Raw genomic sequence first — 15,791 nt, 5'->3', positions numbered from 1 at the left:
GTGTTGGTTGTTGAACACCCTCGCACAGGTCAGTCGTCGCCCGTGCCGCGGTTGATCAGCAATGACTCATTGCCGACCGTCACCTGCAATGTGTCGCTCAAGCCAGCGCCCGGACAAGCGATGGGCACCACCCCGCCGATGATCTGCTCGCTGCGGCGCTCGTCGTAGTGCATGTGCCAGGTCTTGGAGGTTGTCAATGGATGGACTTGCCCGCCATGACCCGGGACGGAAGCCGCTGGCACCTGGTGTGCAATCTGCTTCTTGGTGCACGCTAGCGCTGGAAGCTCCCGAGAGCCGTTTCCAGTGCATCACCCAGATGACGGTATGCGGCCGTGATGCGGTGCACTGATCGCAGGCTCTCGGGCATCGCCAGCCAAAGCTCAAGTTCAAAGCCGAAAGCTTCTTCGAGCACGGAAACGAGCCCGTCGCGCCGTGCAATCGTGCAGTGGCAAGGCCCAATCCCAATGCCTGCTCGCACGGCAGCCAGTTGCGCCAAGTGGTTGTCCGTTCGAAGTACGCCCGTGGCGTCAGCCGGGAAACCGTGAAGGTGCAGCTTGGCCCAGTCCTTCGCCGAGCGGTCTGGCGTGACGAGAGGCCACGCTGTCAGTGCTTCCAGATCTGGCGGCGTGCCGCGGTGCTCAATCAACTCCGGCGCAGCAAACAGCCCGACTCGAATCACGCCGACTCGGCGTGCAATTACCGGCGCCTGCTCGGGCCGCATGGTACGTAGCGCGATGTCGGCTCCGTGCTCGACCAGATCCTCAATGCGGTCCGTCAATGAGAGTTCTACCTCGATGGTCTCCAGGCGCTCGTGGAGGGAGGCCAAGAGCGAGGGCAGGAATTCCACTCCCAGCATTTCGCTTGTCGTCACGCGAACGCGTCCGCCAGGCGAGGTGGCATCCGCACTCGCGCCGCGCTGGAATGCTGCAGCGGCGCGTTCCATCGCTTCGAGATGCCTGCGCAGGCCAAGCGCTGTTTCAGTAGGGACCAGGGTTGCATTGCCACGAGTAAATAGCGGCATGCCCAATGCCGCCTCAAGTGACTCGATGCGACGCCGGACGGTCGGTTGCGTCACTCCCAGAGTGCGCGCAGCTGCAAGCAGGCTTCCCGCCCGCAATACGGCCAGCAGCGCCCGAGCGTCGTCCCAATGCGGGGTATGTGTCGTCATCAAAAAAGTTTAGCCGGATGACGGTTTTTGACAATTTCTTTCAACTCCGTTTCAAGCGAAGCTGTGCCCTTCAACATGCAGGCTTCGTATGCGTCCCCCCATCTTTCATGTCCCTGACCTTGATGTCAGCCCGCTCCCGACCCCTTACGCACCGACTGGCCCTGCCGCTGTGCATTACGCTCCACGCCTGGCGCAACTTGGCGGCCCGCAGGGGGTAACCGGGCTTGCGACCAACCTGATCGCACTGGCCCCAGGTATGCGGGCGTTCCCGTTCCACTCGCACCGCAACAACGACGAACTCTTTTACGTGATAACTGGTGCAGGCGAACTACGTTACGGTGCCGAGGCTTGGCCCATTCGTGAAGGAGACCTCATCGCTTGTCCCGCGGGCGGGCCCGAGACCGCACATCAGATTCGGAATACAGGCACCGTGGAACTTCGGTATCTGGCCATCGGCACGAATGTCTCGCCGGACATCGTCGAATACCCGGACACCGGCCAGTACAAAGCGCACGCACATGGTGTCCCGCCTTTCGACATTGTCGCGCACCGCGAACGAACCGCCGACTACTGGGCGGTGCCGCATGAATAGTTACCTGATGCTGAAAGCACTCCACGTGGTGGCGGCGATTACATCTGTAGGCATGATGGTTTCCCTTCCGACGCTGCACTGGCTGATGCGTAATTCGTCACCGGAACAGCGTGCAGTATTGGTGGGGACCATCGACCGCCAGATATCGATCAGCGGCTGGGCGCTCGTGGCTTCGGGCTTCTGGCTCACTGCGATGCTGGGCGGCTGGCCGCTTCTTCGCTCACCTTGGCTGGCCGGCTCGATCGCATTGATCGTGACTGGCCTTGCCTGGGACGGGCTGTCCGACCGAGTCCTGCCGGACATGATGGCCGGGCGAACGGTGCTGCAGGCGGGAATCAAGGGGGGCTTGTTCCTTGCGGTTGCGGTATTGATGGTGCTCAAGCCGGCCTAATCGGGTGCACCTCGGGTGACAATGGGCAGACGTCATCGGGCTCGGAGCTCACTAGGCTTGGCTTTCTGGGATGGAGCAGCCTGAGTGCACCGGGACGTAGTCGCGGATCGTGCCAATCATGAGGAACGAAGGCATTCAATGGCAGAGCGAAAATACGGCGAACAGGCACCGGCAACGGAAACCACCATCGCTGGGGCCGACTGGTATGGGCGGAAGCTCTTTCGGGAGAAATTTCAGGGGGTGCTATTCGTCGATCTCGATTTGACGGAGTTGGAGAATTTCGGCGCCGTTTTCAATGAATGCATGTTCCGTCGCGCTCGCTTCAATGCTTCGGTCCACGACGAAGCCGCATTTGTGAACTGTACTTTCACCTCGTGCAATTTTTTTGACAGTCGATTCACGGCATGCAAATTTGTCGGAAGCATGTTCAATGGCTGTCAGTTCGATCACATGAATGTGATCGAAGGGGATTGGGGTTTCGTAGGTTTGCCGGGGGCAGACCTGCGTCGAGCGTCATTTTCCGGAACGCGACTGCGGGAGGCTGACCTGACCGGTGCCCGTTGCCAAGGGAGCTCGATCTGTGACGTCGATCTATCCGGGGCTTGGCTTCACAGCGTGGACTTCAGTGGGTGCGATCTTCGCGGAACGGACTTGGGTGCGATCAAGCCGGATAGTGCCAACCTGAAGGGAGCGATCATCACGATCGACCAGACCATTGTGATCGCGGAGGTACTGGGGCTGGACGTCCGGCTGGAGTAAAAGAGGATGCGATGTTCTCCCAAGCGATGGTTCGCTTCTGGCTGAAAGCCGGCAATGAGCCCATGGCTTTTCTCCCGGATGAAGCAGGATGAGTCGAATAAGTCAGGCCGGCCAATTCAAAAGACGGCTTTAGAGCCTGTTCAAAGTTTCGGCGATTTGTCTGATGCTGGAGGGATGAGACCGCGCTATCCAAGTGACATCAGCCGTGAGCAGTTCGAGCAAGTCCGTCCGCTACTGGAAAGTGCGCGCAAGAAGACCGCACCTCGCAAAGTGGACCTGTACGAGGTGTTCTGCGCAGTGCTGTACCTGCTTCGGAGCGGCTGCCAATGGCGGATGCTGCCCGAATCGTTCCCGAAGTGGCGCACGGTCCACGCGTACTTCCAGATCTGGAGCGAAGTGGATGATGAAGGAGTGAGCCTGCTGGAGCGGGCGCTCAAAAAATCAGGTTGGCGCGGCCCGCGAGAGACAGGGGCGCAGCGCCTGCAGCACGTTCTTGATCGTGGACACGCAGAGCGTGAAGAACAGCGACACAGCGGGCCAGAAGGGCTATGACGCCGGCAAGAAGGTGTCGGGGATCAAGCGGCACATTGCGGTGGACACACAGGGGTTGCCGCACGCGGTGTCGGTGACCACGGCCGAAGTGACCGATCGCAAAGGCGCCTTGATCGCGCTTGCACGCTGCAAGGCGGCGCTGCCGCAGGTGCAAAGCCTGCTATGCGACAGCGGCTACACCGGCCAGCCGTTCGCCCAGGGGGTACGAGACATTCTGGGCGAACACACTGCCGTCCAGATTGCCAAGCGCAGCGAACTGCATACCTTCAATGTCATGCCCAAACGTTGGATCGTCGAGCGCAGCTTCGCTTGGCTGGAGAAGAATCGGCGCTTGTGGAAGAACTGCGAGCGCAAGCTCAACACGAGCTTGCAACTCATCCATCTCGCATTCTTGGCGCTTCTGCTCCGAAGACTTTGAACGGGCTCTGACACCTGAAGCGCCACATCCGCGGCTCCACCCGTCCCACGCGCGATCGGCGTGCGGACGGCGCGGATCGACAGTACCCGTAAGCTGCCGCGGGGCACCGCCCTGCCAGCGCAGGGCGTCGTCCTGGCGGGGGGCGCATAAAGCGCGGGCTCCTTCGTCAGCCATCCCGGGCGACGTGTCGGTCTGCACGCCGGCGCAGTGGCGTACACCCTTGCCGCCTGGCCGGGAGCGCAGCCGTCGCGGTTGCGTCGATGGGGTCGTCATGCCAGGTAGCGAAACCCCTTGTCATGGCCATTGATGACTCGCCAAGCGCACCGTGGATCCCGGCGTTTGATTTCGATCAGTTCGATTGAGCCACAAGCGGTCATACTCATCTCGTCCATTGAAAATGACTGGGGTTCGTCATGCGGCTGGGGTCGCGCTCACTGATCATTCCCGTGGTGATGGCCGGCTTCCTACTGCCGGCATTGGCGGTTCCCCGCGGCACCTGGCCGACAATGGCCATGCTCAGCCTGGGCTCGGGCGTCACCGCGGTTTCGCTGATGGCGCTGGCCGCGGTGCTCGGTGCGCGCTGGAAGGCCGTCGAGTCGCTGTTCGATGGCCTGGACCGCGTCTACGAGACGCACAAGTGGCTGGGTGTGTGGACGCTCGTGTTCGCCTCGATACATCTGGTATTCAAGGCCGGTGTGCAGGAGTGGGAGGTGGCGCCGATCCTGGCCCTGCCCGGACCAGTGACGCGCCTCGTTCGCCAGCTCAGCTTCGTGGCGATAATGCTGATCGTGCTGCTGGCACTGAACCGCAAGATCCCTTATCGCAGCTGGCGCTGGTGGCACAGGTTGTCGGGGCCACTGTTCCTGATCGTGATCGCGCACTGGCTCAGCTTCAAGTCGCCCATCGTGCTGGGCAGCCCGGCCGGCGTGTGGCTGGCACTGCTGTCGCTGCTCGGCGTGGCGGCGGCGTTCTACAAGCTGCTGTTGTATCCGCTGTGGTCGCGGCATGCGCGCTACCGGCTGGATGCCGTGTCCTCGACCGGCAACGCGGTCTATCTGCAGCTGCGGCCGGAGGGGAAGGCGATTCCGTTCCAGCCCGGCCAGTTCGCCTTCCTGTCATTCGAGCAGGACGGCCTGCGTGAGCCGCACCCCTTCACCATTGCCAGCGCGGGACGCACCGATGGAGGCATCGCCTTCATGGTACGTGCCCTGGGCGACTACACCGAGCGGTTGGTGCGCGAGGCAAGGCCAGGCTTGCTGGCGGAGGTATATGCACCGTTCGGCCGTTTCCTGCGGGAGCCGGGTGATGGCCCGGAAATCTGGATTGCCGGCGGCGTCGGCGTGACACCGTTCATTTCCTGGCTGCAGGATGCCGATGCGGTCGGGCTGGAGCGGGTGACCTTCTTCCACTTCTACACGTCGGGACGTGAGCTTCCGGAGGTGCTGGATCTGCAGGGGCTGGCCGCGCGGCGCGGGGTCGAGCTGGTCGAGATCGCCAGCGGCCCGGGCGATGCCGGGTTCCGCAAACGCTTCGCACAGTCGGTTGAGGGACACGGCAAATCGGCGCCGACGATCCATTTCTGTGGTCCCGCCGGACTGCTCAGGCAGGTACGCCAGTTGATGCGTGAAACAGGCGTGGCGGAAGAGCGCCTGCACCGCGAGCTGTTCGAGTTCCGTTGATGCCGGATGCAGCCCGGACAGGACATGCGTGTGGATGGCTTGGCGGCAGCGAGGCGTTGGTTCTCTGATACGGAGCGCCGATGAGCGCACTGACGGAACAACTGATCCCGTGCTGCGCTGCCCTGCGCAAGCAGGTGTTGGTCCGCGGGGAACATCCCGCGAAGGATGAAAGTGGTTGCGGGCAGTCGTCCGTTCGCCTGGATGCGCGCCGGGACCGAACGTCGTACCGCGGGCCCAACAATTCGCAAGGGATGCGATGTGCGCGTTGGACATCGCGTCCTGGGAGACATGCTGACGACAACCTCTGCCGTTGTACTGCCGGCACTTGGGGCAGGGGGAGCGGTCGATGCCGAATACCGGTCTTTCATCGCCCGCAATCGCCTCAGACAGGTTCGCGATGGCGTGTCGGGAATCTGCGCATTGCACGGTGAATTGCCGGATTGGAAGCATGATTTCAGCATGTTTTCGCATCTTCACAGTCCATCCACGTGTACCAACATCAGCTGAAGCCGTGGTCATTGCTTCTGTGAAAAGGCCGCTATATTCCAAGCTCCCCCGACCAAGCAGGAGTGGAATGTTCATGACCCGACAACATCTCAAGAGCGCCGGCATGCTGGGTGTCGCACTCGTCGCAACGCTCGGCCTTGGCGCCTGCGCGACCTACAAGAACGAGTTCGCCAACATCAACACCCGCCTCGACCAGCTCGACGCGAAGGTGCAGGGCGCGGCCCAGAGCGCCGAATCCGCCAACCAGTCCGCGCAGCGGGCCAACCAGCGCCTGGATCAGATCGAAGGTCGCGTCCAGCAGCTCGAAACGGCGCCCCGCCGCGCGGCGCGCGGCTAGTCGCTCTTGCACGATTCGTGATGAATTCCTGAATCGGGAACCCGGTGGCCTTTGCGGGCCACTGGTTTCCCTTCGTCACGCAGTCTTCCGTTTCGAAGGAGTCTCCCATCCGTACCTACAGACATGCTGCAGTCCGGGCCGTTCATGGTGCGCTGGCACTGGCGCTGGCGTGCGCGAGCATCGGCGTGGCCAGCGCCGAGGATGCCGCCGCGCAGCCGGTAGCCGCCGTCGATCAGCTTCCGCAGGACCAGGACGTGTCCGACACGGTGATCGAACTTGCGGGTTGGGTTGTCGCAACCCGGGACAGCGAAGGTTATCCCTTCGCGATCATGGACAAGGCCGCTGCACAGATCCTGGTGTTCGGTGGCGACGGCCGGCTTCGCGGCGCGGCGCCTGCGCTGTTCGGCTCGGCGACGGGCGATCACATCGCCCCCGGCGTCGCCGGTCTGGCGCTTCGCGAGATTCCGGGGCGGGATCGCACGACGCCTGCGGGTCGCTTCGTGGGCGGTTTCGGCCCGTCGATAGATGCCGGGCGCGTGCTGTGGGTGGACTACGATTCCGCGGTCTCCATCCACCCTACCGCTACCGGTGTCCCTGCCGAGAGGCGCCCCGAGCGTCTGGCATCGCCCTCGCCGGACGACAATCGCATCACGCATGGCTGCATCAATGTCTCGCCCGGGTTCTACGAGCAGGTCGTCCGCCAGACGTTCGAGCGGGGCGGGGTTTTCTACATCCTGCCGGACAAGGCGCCGCTGGCCGAGACCTTCCCGGAGTTCGTGCAAAGCCGCCCGGCTGCGCAAGGAAATGGTGGAAGACGCGCCGGACGCGCCCACCATTGAAGCGTGCGTCGAAGTATCACCTTGGGTATGCGAGGCAGTACCGCGGCTGGTCAGCTTGATTCCTGCGCGGGTCCATTCCGTTCGTGGCGAAAGCCGGCCATGAGCCCGCCTGGCACAGTGGCGAACCCCGTCAGGCATTCGCCTCGAATGCAGCGTGGTAGCTGACTTCAGCGGCGGGGATTCCGTCAGCCAGAGGCAACGCCTGGAAATATTCCGCAGGCACTCCGGGCAGCACCAATTGCTCGCATGCCCTGAATCCAAAGCGTGCGTAGTAGCCCGGATCACCCAACAGCACGCAACCGGAACTGTCCATCGCATTGAGCCGTTCGATGGCTTCGAGCATCAACGCCGAGCCGATGCCGCGGCCTTGCCGGTCCGGGCGCACCGAGATCGGGCCTAGTCCGTGCCAACCAGCGTCGCCGGAGGACAGCGTCACCGGCGATACCGCGACATGGCCCACGAGGTCGTCGCCTTCCACCGCCACCAGCGAAACGCTCAGCTGCCCGGCCTTGCGCAGGGCGGCGACGATGAAGTGCTCGGTATGGCTGGTGTGCGGTGCGTTGGCGAACGCGGCCTCGGTGAGGCGGGCGATGGCGTTCACGTCGTTGGGTTGCTCGTTGCGGATAGAGAGGTTCATGGGCGTCGAGGAGCAAGGGGCATTCGCATGCCGGGAAATCCAGGTGGCTGCCGGCGGCAAGGTGCGGCCGAGCAGGCGGACTGTTGCTGCTGGTGGTGGCCGGTGACGAGCGTTACGCGATGCCTACACACAAGCGGTGACTCAGAAACAACATGGCCTTCCGCTGGAGAAGGCCATCTTGATGTGGCGCGACCGCTCTTCCACGAAAGGCAGAGCCATTGGCTTGTCTGGATCAGCCAGGAATGCCGGGCAGGTCCAGTCCTTTTTCCTTCGCGCAGTCGATGGCGATGTCGTAGCCGGCATCGGCGTGGCGCATGACGCCGGTGCCGGGGTCGTTCCACAGCACGCGGGCGATGCGCCGGTCGGCGGCCTCGCTGCCGTCGCAGACGATGACCACGCCGGAGTGCTGGCTGTAGCCCATGCCGACGCCGCCGCCGTGGTGCAGGCTGACCCACGTCGCGCCGCCGGCGACGTTGAGCATGGCGTTGAGCAGCGGCCAGTCGGACACGGCGTCGGAACCGTCCTTCATCGCTTCGGTCTCGCGGTTGGGCGAGGCGACGCTGCCGGAGTCGAGGTGGTCGCGGCCGATGACGACCGGTGCCTTCAGCTCACCGTTGCGCACCATCTCGTTGAAGGCCAGGCCGAGTTTGTGGCGCAGGCCCAGGCCGACCCAGCAGATGCGCGCCGGCAGGCCCTGGAAGCTGATGCGCTCGCGCGCCATGTCCAGCCAGCGATGCAGGTGCGGGTCGTCGGCGATGATTTCCTTGACCTTGGCATCGGTCCTGTAGATGTCCTCCGGGTCGCCGGAAAGTGCCACCCAGCGGAACGGGCCGACACCGCGGCAGAACAGCGGGCGCACGTAGGCCGGCACGAAGCCGGGGAAGTCGAAGGCATTCTTCAAGCCTTCGTCGAAGGCCATCTGGCGGATGTTGTTGCCGTAGTCCACGGTCGGGATGCCGGAGGCATGGAAGGCCAGCATCGCTTCCACGTGCACGCGCATGGCAGCCTTGGCGGCGTCGCGCACCTTTCCCGGGTTGGTCTTCTGTTCGGCCAGCCACTGCTCCACCGTCCAACCGATCGGCAGGTAACCGTGCACCGGGTCGTGGGCACTGGTCTGGTCGGTCACGCAGTCCGGGCGCACGCCGCGCTTCACCAGTTCCGGCAGGATTTCGGCTGCGTTGCCGAGCAGGGCGATGGATTTTGCTTCGCCGGCGGTGGTGTACTTGGCGATGCGCGCCAGTGCGTCGTCGATGTCGGTGGCCTGTTCGTCCACGTAGCGGGTGCGCAGGCGGAAGTCGATGCTGCTCTGGCGGCATTCGATGGTCAGGCTGCTGGCACCGGCCAGCGAGGCGGCCAGCGGCTGCGCGCCGCCCATGCCGCCGAGGCCGGCGGTGAGGATCCACTTGCCGGCCAGGCTGCCACCGTAGTGCTGGCGGCCCATCTCGACGAAGGTCTCGTAGGTGCCTTGCACGATGCCCTGCGAGCCGATGTAGATCCACGAGCCGGCGGTCATCTGGCCGTACATCATCAGGCCTTTTTTATCGAGTTCGTTGAAGTGCTCCCAGTTGGCCCAGTGCGGCACCAGGTTGGAGTTGGCGATCAGCACGCGTGGTGCGTCGGGGTGGGTGGGGAACACGCCGACCGGCTTGCCGGACTGCACCAGCAGGGTCTGGTTGTCGTCCAGCCGCTTCAGTGTTTCCAGAATCCTGTCGTAGCTCTCCCAGTCGCGCGCGGCGCGGCCGATGCCGCCGTAGACGACCAGCGACGTCGGGTCTTCGGCCACTTCGGCGTCGAGGTTGTTCTGCAGCATGCGGAACGGCGCCTCGGTCTGCCAGGACTTGCAGTTGAGGGTGTTGCCGCGCGGTGCGCGCGGGCTGCGGGTGGGGTCGTGGCGGGTCATGAGTCTCTCCGGGAGGCGAAATCTAGGCTGGCGCGCAGTACCTGTTGCAGGGTGTCGCGTACCGGCGTGGCGTGGGTTGGGTCGTAAGGTGTGGGCCAGTTGTTTTCGTCGACCGTGGCCGGCTCGTGCATGTAGCCGCGGCAGGCCAGCTCCATCTGCAGGGTGTGCACGCCGCCGGGGATGTTGCTGTAGTGGCGGGTGATCCAGCCGCCCTTGAAGCGGCCGTTGCGCACGTGGCCCAAGCCGCTCAGGGCGCACAGGTTCTCGACCACGTCGGTCAATGCGTTGTCGCAGGAGGTGTCGCCGGCTCCCGATGGGCCCGCCGTGCCGATGTTGAACTGCGGCAGTTCGCCGTCGAACAGGTGCGGGATGCGCGAGCGGATCGAGTGCGCGTCGTACACCACCACGGTGCCGTGGCGTTGGCGCAGGCGTGCGATCTGTTCGGCCAGCGCGGCGTGGTAGGGCGCGAAATACGTGTCGCGGCGGCGCGCGATCTCGGCTTCGTCCGGTTCGTGGCCGGTGCGATACAGCGGCTGGTTATCGAAGGTGGTGGTCGGGCACAGGCCGGTGGTGTTCTGGCCGGGGTACAGCGACACGCCGGAGGGATCGCGGTTGAGGTCGATCACCGAACGCGACAGGGTCGAGCGCACGGTGGTGGCGCCGAGTTCGCGGGCGAAGGCGTACAGCTCGTGCACCCACCAGTCGGCGTCGCGCCGGGCCAGCCAAGGCGAGGCGAAATTGCCGGCCAGTTCACCGGGCAGGTCGGTGCCGGTGTGCGGGAAGCTGACGATCAGCGGGGCGTCGCCTTGGTGGAGGTGGAGCCAGTCGGGAATCGGGGTCATCTGCAAACCTATGTTCGGCAGGAGCGGCAGGTTGTGGCGAAGGTGATGGCTTTTCCCTTCTCCCACCGGGAGAAGGTGCCCGTAGGGCGGATGAGGGGTGGATGGAGTCAGTAATGGCTGAACCATCTGGACTCCGTTCGCCCCTCACCCCAACCCCTCTCCCGGTGGGAGAGGGGCTTTCAGATTTCCACCTGCGGCAGCACCGAATGCAGGCCAACAGCCAGCGCACCGCTGCGCACGAGGCCGGTGGCGATCACCATGTCCGGGTGGAAATAGCGATCGTCCTGCAGCGTCGGTACCTGCGCGCGCAGGGTGGCACGCACCTTTTCCAATGCCTCGCTGGAGCGCAGCGGGGCGTGGAAGTCGCAGCCCTGCGCAGCGGCCAGCAGTTCGATGCCGATGACGTTGGCGGCGTTCTCGGCCATCGCCAGCAGGCGGCGCGCGCCGTGCGCGGCCATCGATACGTGGTCTTCCTGGTTGGCCGAGGTCGGGATCGAATCGACGCTGGCCGGGTAGGCGCGCTGCTTGTTCTCCGACACCAGCGCCGCGGCGGTGACCTGCGGGATCATGAAGCCGGAGTTCAGGCCCGGCTTCGGGGTCAGGAACGCCGGCAGGCCGGACAGCGCCGGGTCGACCAGCATCGCGACGCGGCGCTCGCTGATCGAGCCGATTTCGCAGATCGCCATCGCCAGCATGTCGGCGGCGAAGGCCACCGGCTCGGCGTGGAAGTTGCCGCCGCTCAGCGCTTCGCCGGTGTCGGTGAACACCAGCGGGTTGTCGGACACGCCGTTGGCCTCGATTTCCAGCGTGGTCGCCGCTTGGCGGATCACGTCGAACGCCGCGCCCATCACCTGCGGCTGGCAGCGCAGGCAGTACGGGTCCTGCACGCGCACATCGTTGTCGCGGTGCGATTCGCGGATGGCCGAGCCGGCCATCAGCGTGCGTAGCGCGGCGGCGGTGGCGATCTGCCCGCGCTGGCCGCGAATCGCGTGGATGCGCGGGTCGAACGGCGTATCCGAACCCTTGGCCGCTTCCACCGACAGCGCGCCGGTGACCAGCGCGGCCTGGAACACGGTCTCGATTTCGAACAGGCCGGCCAGCGCATAGGCGGTGGAATACTGGGTGCCGTTGAGCAGCGCCAGGCCTTCCTTCGCACCCAGTACCAGCGGTTCCAGCCCGGCCTGATTGAATGCCTGCTCGGCCGGCATGCGCACGCCGCCGACGAAGGCCTCGCCGACGCCGATCATCACGCTGGCAAGGTGCGACAGCGGGGCGAGGTCGCCGGACGCGCCGACCGAGCCCTGGCACGGCACCACCGGCACTATGTCTTTCTGCAACATCGCTTCGAGCAGCGCCAGCGTCTGCGGACGGATGCCGGAAGCGCCCTGTGCAAGGCTGGTGAGCTTGAGCGCCATCATCAGCCGCACCACGTTGGCCGGCATCGGCTCGCCGACGCCGGCCGCGTGCGACAGCACGATGTTGCGTTGCAGGGTTTCCAGGTCTTCGCGCTCGATGCGCACGCTGGCCAGCTTGCCGAAGCCGGTGTTGATGCCATAGACCGGTTCGCCCTTGGCGACGATGGCTTCGACCACCTGCGCGCTGCGCAGCACGGCGGCCTGCGCCGATTCGTCCAGGTGCACGTTGACGCCGCGATAGACCTGCCGCCATTGCGCCAGCGGGACGTGGCCGGGGCGAAGCACGAGAGAGGAATTCATCGGGTTACTCCAGTGGATTGCAATGCGGGGATGCGGGGGGTGTTTGTTGGCCGCGGAACACGCGCGCGTGCAGCGGGTTGAAGCCCATGCGGTAGACCAGGTCGGCCGGGGCGTCGATGTCCCAGATGGCGAGGTCGCAGTCCATGCCGGCAACCAGGCGGCCGATGCGATCGAAGCGGCCGAGCGCGCGCGCGGCTTCGCGGGTGAAGCCGGCGATGCATTCGTCCACGGTCATGCGGAACAGGGTGGCGGCCATGTTCATCGCCAGCAGCGGGCTGGTCAGCGGCGAGGTTCCTGGGTTGCTGTCGGTGGCCAGTGCCAGCGGCACGCAGGCCTCGCGCAGCTTCTGCAAAGGCGGCGGGGTGGTGTCGCGGGTGAAGTAGTACGCGCCGGGCAGCAGCACGGCGACGGTGCCGGCGGCGGCCATCGCCAGCACGCCGGCATCGTCCAGATGCTCGATGTGGTCGGCCGACAACGCGCCATGCCGGGCGGCCAGTTCGGCACCGTGCTGGTTGCTCAGCTGCTCGGCGTGGATCTTGATCTTCAGCCCGTGCGCGTGGGCGGCGGCGAACACCTGCGCGGCCTGTTCGCGCGCGAAGGCGATGTTCTCGCAGAACACATCCACCGCTTCGGCAAGGCCTTCAGTGGCGACGGCCGGGATCATCGTGCCGCACACTTCGTCGATGTACTCCTGCGCCTGCCGCCCCGGCGGCACCGCATGCGCGCCGAGGAAGGTGGGGACGATTTCGACCTTGCGCAGCTGCGCCAATTGCTTCGCCACGCGCAGTTGCTTGCGCTCGTCGTCCAGCGTCAGCCCGTAGCCGGACTTGATCTCGATGGTGGTGACGCCCTCGGCCAGCATTGCGTCCAGCCGGGGCAGGGTGGCCTTCAGCAATGCCGCATCGTCGGCTTCGCGGGTAGCGCGCACGGTGGAGACGATGCCGCCGCCGGCGCGGGCGATGTCGGCGTAGCTCACGCCCTGCAGGCGCTGCTCGAACTCGTTGGCGCGGTTGCCGGCGTAGACCAGGTGGGTGTGGCAGTCGATCAGGCCGGGGCCGATCCAGCGGCCGCCACAGTCGATGCGCTGCGCGGCGTCGAACGCGGGGGCGCCGGCAGCGGGGCCGGCGTACAGGATGCGGCCATCGCGCGCGGCGACGATGCCGTCGCGGACGATGCCCAGCCCACCGCTGGCGTCGTCGAGCGTCATCAGGTGGGCGTTGTGCCAGACCGTATCGCAGTGCATGCGCGTCTCTCGCGTCTATTTGTATATACAATAATCAGCGACTACCGGGAGTGTCCAGCGATGGCGAACGAAGTTTCCAATCCGCAGCGTTTCCATGCCGCGCAGGCCCTGCTGCCGCAGGGCTGGGCGCGCGACGTGCGCATCGACTGCGCGGACGGGCGGGTCGTCGCGGTGGCGGCCGGCGTGCCGGCCGGCGCCGATGCGCAGGCGCTGGGCGTGGTGGTGCCGGGGCTGGGCAACCTGCACAGCCATGCCTTCCAGCGGGCGATGGCCGGGCTGACCGAGGTGGGCGGGCGTTCGGGCGACAGCTTCTGGAGCTGGCGCGAGCTGATGTACCGCTTCCTCGACCGGCTGACCCCGGACGACCTCCAGGCCGTGGCCGAGCAGGCCTACATGGAAATGCTGGAATCAGGCTTCACCCGTGTCGGCGAATTCCATTACCTGCACCACGCGCCGGACGGCCGGCGTTACGCCGACCACGCCGAAATGTCCGGCCGCATCGCCGCGGCCGCGGCCGCGACCGGATTGGGGCTGACCCTGTTGCCGGTGTTCTACGCCCACAGCGACTTCGGCGGCGCAGCACCGCTGCCGGCGCAGCGCCGCTTCCTGCACGACGTCGAAGGTTTCGCCGCGCTGCTGGACGGCTGCCGGCAGGCGCTGCGCGACACGCCGGACGGGGTGCTGGGGCTGGCCCCGCACAGCCTGCGCGCGTGCACGCCGCAGCAGTTGCAGGCACTGCCGGCACTGGTGGACGGGCCGGTCCACATCCACATCGCCGAGCAGGTGCGCGAAGTCGACGCCTGCCTGGCGTGGAGCGGGCAGCGCCCGGTGCAATGGCTGCTGGGCAACATGCCGGTGGACGAGCGTTGGTGCCTGGTGCACGCCACCCATCTCGAAGCCGATGAAGTGCATGGCATTGCCGCCAGCGGTGCGATGGCCGGCCTGTGCCCGGTCACCGAGGCCAACCTTGGCGACGGCCTGTTCCCGATGCGCGAGTTCGTGGGGCAGGGCGGGCGCTTCGGCGTCGGTTCCGATTCCAACGTGCTGATCGACGCGGCCGAGGAACTGCGGCTGCTCGAATACGGCCAGCGCCTTGCCCTGCGCGGGCGCAACGTGGTGTCGCCGGGCGAGCTGTCCAGCGGCCGCTGGCTGTACCAGCAGGCGCAGGCCGGCGCGGCGCAGGCGCTGGGCGTGCAGGCCGGCTTGGCGGTGGACGCACCGGCGGACCTGGTCGAACTGGATACATCGCACCCCTCGCTGCATGGCCGCGAAGGCGATGCGCTGCTCGACAGCTGGGTATTCGCCGCGCGCGGCGGCGCAGTGCGCTCGGTGTGGCGCAATGGCCGGCAGTGGGTGCGCGATGGCCGCCACGTCCACCGCGACGCCGTGGCCGTGCGCTATCGTGCGGCGCTGCAACGGATACTGGGCTGAACGCGCGCGTGGACAAGATCAGGAAGAAGGCGCCCAGCCTCAACCAGCGCATCCGCGGCGACATCGAAGGCCGCATCCTCAGCGGCGAATGGATGCCGGGCTTCCGCATCCCGTTCGAGCACGAGCTGATGGCGCAGTACGGCTGCTCGCGGATGACGGTGAACAAGGTGCTCACCGCGCTGGCCGAGAGCGGCATGATCGAGCGCCGCCGCCGCGCCGGTTCGTTCGTGGCGCGGCAGTCGCCGCACCTGGAGCAGGTGGCGCTGGAGATCCCCGACATCGCGCTGGCGGTGGGCGGGCGCGGCCACGCCTATGGCTTCCGCCTGCTGGAGCGCGCGCACCGCAAGGCGCGCGCCGAGGTGGCCGAGGAGGTGCGGCTGGTCGGCAAGGACAAGCTGCTGGCGATGCGCTGCCTGCACCTGGCCGATGGCCGGCCGCTGGCGCTGGAGCGGCGGTTGATCAACCCGGAGGCGGTGCCGGAGACGCTGGACGTGGATTTTTCGCGGCACGCGCCGGGCAGCTGGCTGCTGCAGAACGTGTCGTGGACGCGCGGCCAGCACCGCATCAGCGCGGTGGCCGCCGATGCCGACGAGGCGGCGCTGCTGCAGGTGCCGGTGGGTACCGCCTGCCTGGTGATCGACCGCCAGACCTGGCTCGGCGAGCAGCCCATCACCTGGGTGCGGCAGATGTTCCTCGGCGACGCCTACGACCTGGTGGCGCGTTTCGCGCCGGGGGCCCGTTGAACCTTGCAGGGCTGTTTTTGTAGGAGTCAACTGTCATT

General features: G+C 65.9%; 16 protein-coding genes. 9 read left to right on the top strand and 7 right to left on the bottom strand.

Translation table 11 applies throughout. The features are described 5' to 3' along the window. Positions 1 to 29 precede the first annotated feature (29 nt). Together ABB34_RS15415 and ABB34_RS09305 are read right to left on the bottom strand one after the other, a co-directional pair. Positions 30 to 173 carry a hypothetical protein gene (locus tag ABB34_RS15415; protein WP_161808906.1) on the bottom strand — a complete coding sequence of 48 codons (144 nt, stop codon included), beginning with the start codon at positions 171 to 173 and terminating at the stop codon, positions 30 to 32. Positions 174 to 271: 98 nt separating this feature from the next. After that, a complete protein-coding gene (locus ABB34_RS09305; protein WP_083490144.1) occupies positions 272 to 1,168 on the bottom strand; it encodes a LysR family transcriptional regulator in 897 nt (298 codons plus the stop codon). 169 nt (positions 1,169 to 1,337) lie between these two features. Here ABB34_RS09305 and ABB34_RS14920 point away from each other — a divergent pair, with 169 nt between their 5' ends. From ABB34_RS14920 to ABB34_RS09275, 7 genes are all read left to right on the top strand, one after another. Then, positions 1,338 to 1,760: a cupin domain-containing protein gene (locus ABB34_RS14920; RefSeq protein WP_161808905.1), complete on the top strand. Its 423-nt coding sequence runs from the start codon at positions 1,338 to 1,340 to the stop codon at positions 1,758 to 1,760. Then, the gene (locus ABB34_RS09300) at positions 1,753 to 2,151 is read left to right on the top strand and encodes a hypothetical protein (RefSeq protein WP_152979564.1); all 399 of its coding nucleotides are present in this window, start codon (positions 1,753 to 1,755) and stop codon (positions 2,149 to 2,151) included. The genes ABB34_RS14920 and ABB34_RS09300 overlap by 8 nt, the downstream gene beginning before the upstream one ends. Before the next feature lie 138 nt (positions 2,152 to 2,289). Beyond that, positions 2,290 to 2,910, top strand: coding sequence for a pentapeptide repeat-containing protein (locus ABB34_RS09295; RefSeq protein WP_057641041.1), 621 nt, complete (start codon positions 2,290 to 2,292; stop codon positions 2,908 to 2,910). Positions 2,911 to 3,084: 174 nt separating this feature from the next. Then, positions 3,085 to 3,880 (top strand): IS5 family transposase gene (locus ABB34_RS14915; RefSeq protein WP_152979568.1). Its coding sequence is split into 2 segments (ribosomal slippage): positions 3,085 to 3,347 and positions 3,346 to 3,880, totalling 798 coding nucleotides; the frame shifts between segments, so codons are not numbered across the junction. 413 nt (positions 3,881 to 4,293) lie between these two features. Further along, positions 4,294 to 5,559: a ferredoxin reductase family protein gene (locus tag ABB34_RS09285; protein WP_057641040.1), complete on the top strand. Its 1,266-nt coding sequence runs from the start codon at positions 4,294 to 4,296 to the stop codon at positions 5,557 to 5,559. A gap of 574 nt (positions 5,560 to 6,133) precedes the next feature. Then, positions 6,134 to 6,403: a hypothetical protein gene (locus ABB34_RS09280; protein ID WP_057641039.1), complete on the top strand. Its 270-nt coding sequence runs from the start codon at positions 6,134 to 6,136 to the stop codon at positions 6,401 to 6,403. A gap of 152 nt (positions 6,404 to 6,555) precedes the next feature. Next, positions 6,556 to 7,242 carry a hypothetical protein gene (locus ABB34_RS09275; protein WP_338062553.1) on the top strand — a complete coding sequence of 229 codons (687 nt, stop codon included), beginning with the start codon at positions 6,556 to 6,558 and terminating at the stop codon, positions 7,240 to 7,242. 130 nt (positions 7,243 to 7,372) lie between these two features. On the opposite strand, the gene ABB34_RS09270 is transcribed toward ABB34_RS09275, so the two are convergent. From ABB34_RS09270 to hutI, 5 genes are all read right to left on the bottom strand, one after another. Continuing rightward, positions 7,373 to 7,879 (bottom strand): GNAT family N-acetyltransferase, encoded by a 507-nt coding sequence (locus tag ABB34_RS09270; protein WP_057641038.1) that lies wholly within the window; start codon positions 7,877 to 7,879, stop codon positions 7,373 to 7,375. 232 nt (positions 7,880 to 8,111) lie between these two features. Then, complete coding sequence (gene hutU / locus ABB34_RS09265) at positions 8,112 to 9,779, bottom strand: urocanate hydratase (protein WP_057641037.1); 1,668 nt, start codon at positions 9,777 to 9,779, stop codon at positions 8,112 to 8,114. After that, the gene (gene hutG / locus ABB34_RS09260; protein WP_057641036.1) at positions 9,776 to 10,621 is read right to left on the bottom strand and encodes an N-formylglutamate deformylase; all 846 of its coding nucleotides are present in this window, start codon (positions 10,619 to 10,621) and stop codon (positions 9,776 to 9,778) included. Before hutG ends, hutU begins: the two co-directional genes overlap by 4 nt. A gap of 179 nt (positions 10,622 to 10,800) precedes the next feature. Continuing rightward, positions 10,801 to 12,336, bottom strand: coding sequence for a histidine ammonia-lyase (hutH, locus tag ABB34_RS09255; RefSeq protein WP_057641035.1), 1,536 nt, complete (start codon positions 12,334 to 12,336; stop codon positions 10,801 to 10,803). Positions 12,337 to 12,340: 4 nt separating this feature from the next. Continuing rightward, positions 12,341 to 13,579, bottom strand: a complete 1,239-nt coding sequence (hutI, locus tag ABB34_RS09250; protein WP_057641034.1) for an imidazolonepropionase — start codon at positions 13,577 to 13,579, stop codon at positions 12,341 to 12,343. Positions 13,580 to 13,639: 60 nt separating this feature from the next. Here hutI and ABB34_RS09245 point away from each other — a divergent pair, with 60 nt between their 5' ends. Together ABB34_RS09245 and hutC are read left to right on the top strand one after the other, a co-directional pair. Continuing rightward, positions 13,640 to 15,010, top strand: a complete 1,371-nt coding sequence (locus ABB34_RS09245) for a formimidoylglutamate deiminase (RefSeq protein ID WP_057641033.1) — start codon at positions 13,640 to 13,642, stop codon at positions 15,008 to 15,010. Between the two features lie 17 nt (positions 15,011 to 15,027). Continuing rightward, on the top strand, positions 15,028 to 15,753 hold the full coding sequence (gene hutC / locus ABB34_RS09240) for a histidine utilization transcriptional repressor HutC (protein WP_057641054.1): 726 nt from the start codon (positions 15,028 to 15,030) through the stop codon (positions 15,751 to 15,753). Positions 15,754 to 15,791: the final 38 nt, after the last annotated feature.

It is taken from the genome of Stenotrophomonas daejeonensis (genome assembly GCF_001431505.1).
Lineage (GTDB): Bacteria > Pseudomonadota > Gammaproteobacteria > Xanthomonadales > Xanthomonadaceae > Stenotrophomonas > Stenotrophomonas daejeonensis.
This window is presented reverse-complemented; position numbering and strand designations above follow the sequence as displayed.